Origin of the sequence: Lactobacillus taiwanensis DSM 21401, assembly GCF_001436695.1 — a bacterium.
Classification (GTDB): domain Bacteria; phylum Bacillota; class Bacilli; order Lactobacillales; family Lactobacillaceae; genus Lactobacillus; species Lactobacillus taiwanensis.
In genome coordinates, this window is sequence record NZ_AYZG01000044.1 from 1 (window position 1) to 863 (window position 863).

1 protein-coding gene is annotated in these 863 nt (G+C 39.5%); it reads right to left on the bottom strand.

From position 1 onward, the window contains the following. Window positions 1-863 (bottom strand): mucin-binding protein (locus tag FD18_RS06045; protein ID WP_420919755.1); only part of this gene is annotated, 863 nt, incomplete at both ends.

An 863-nucleotide genomic window follows, 5' to 3' on the forward strand; every position in this document is an offset into this window, starting at 1 on the left:
GTACTTAGGCCGAGTAAACGTTACTCTTTGAACAACTTGAGTTTCACTACCATCTGTATCTTCAACAATAATCGTTCTAGTTACGGTCTTAGTCTCAGTTGTTTCAATTGGTGGATTCTTCGTGTACTTCACAGTTACTGTCTTGTCTGCAGTATTTGGAGTTACCTCTTCTACTGGTACTTCATTTGAAGTGTAGCCTGGAATGTCTGGAGCACTGTATTTATCCCAGTTACCAGCAGGTTTATCCCATTCACCGTATATTACTTCTCCATTTACTGGATCAGTGTACTTAGGCCGAGTAAACGTTACTCTTTGAACAACTTGAGTTTCACTACCATCTGGATCCTCAACAATAATCGTTCTAGTTATGGTCTTACTCTCAGTCGTTTCAATTGGTGGATTCTTCGTGTACTTCACAGTTACTGTCTTGTCTGCAGTATTTGGAGTTACCTCTTCTACTGGTACTTCATTTGAAGTGTAGCCTGGAATGTCTGGAGCACTGTATTTATCCCAGTTACCAGCAGGTTTATCCCATTCACCGTATATTACTTCTCCATTTACTGGATCAGTGTACTTAGGACGAATAAACGTTACCTTTTGAACAACTTGAGTTTCACTACCATCTGGATCTTCAACAATAATCGTTCTAGTTATGGTCTTACTCTCAGTCGTTTCAATTGGTGGATTCTTCGTGTACTTCACAATTACTGTCTTGTCTGCAGTATTTGGAGTTACCTCTTCTACTGATACTTCATTTGAAGTATAGCCTGGAATGTCTGGAGCATTGTATTTATCCCAGTTACCAGTAGGTTTATCCCATTCACCGTATATTACTTCTCCATTTACTGGATCAGTGTACTTAG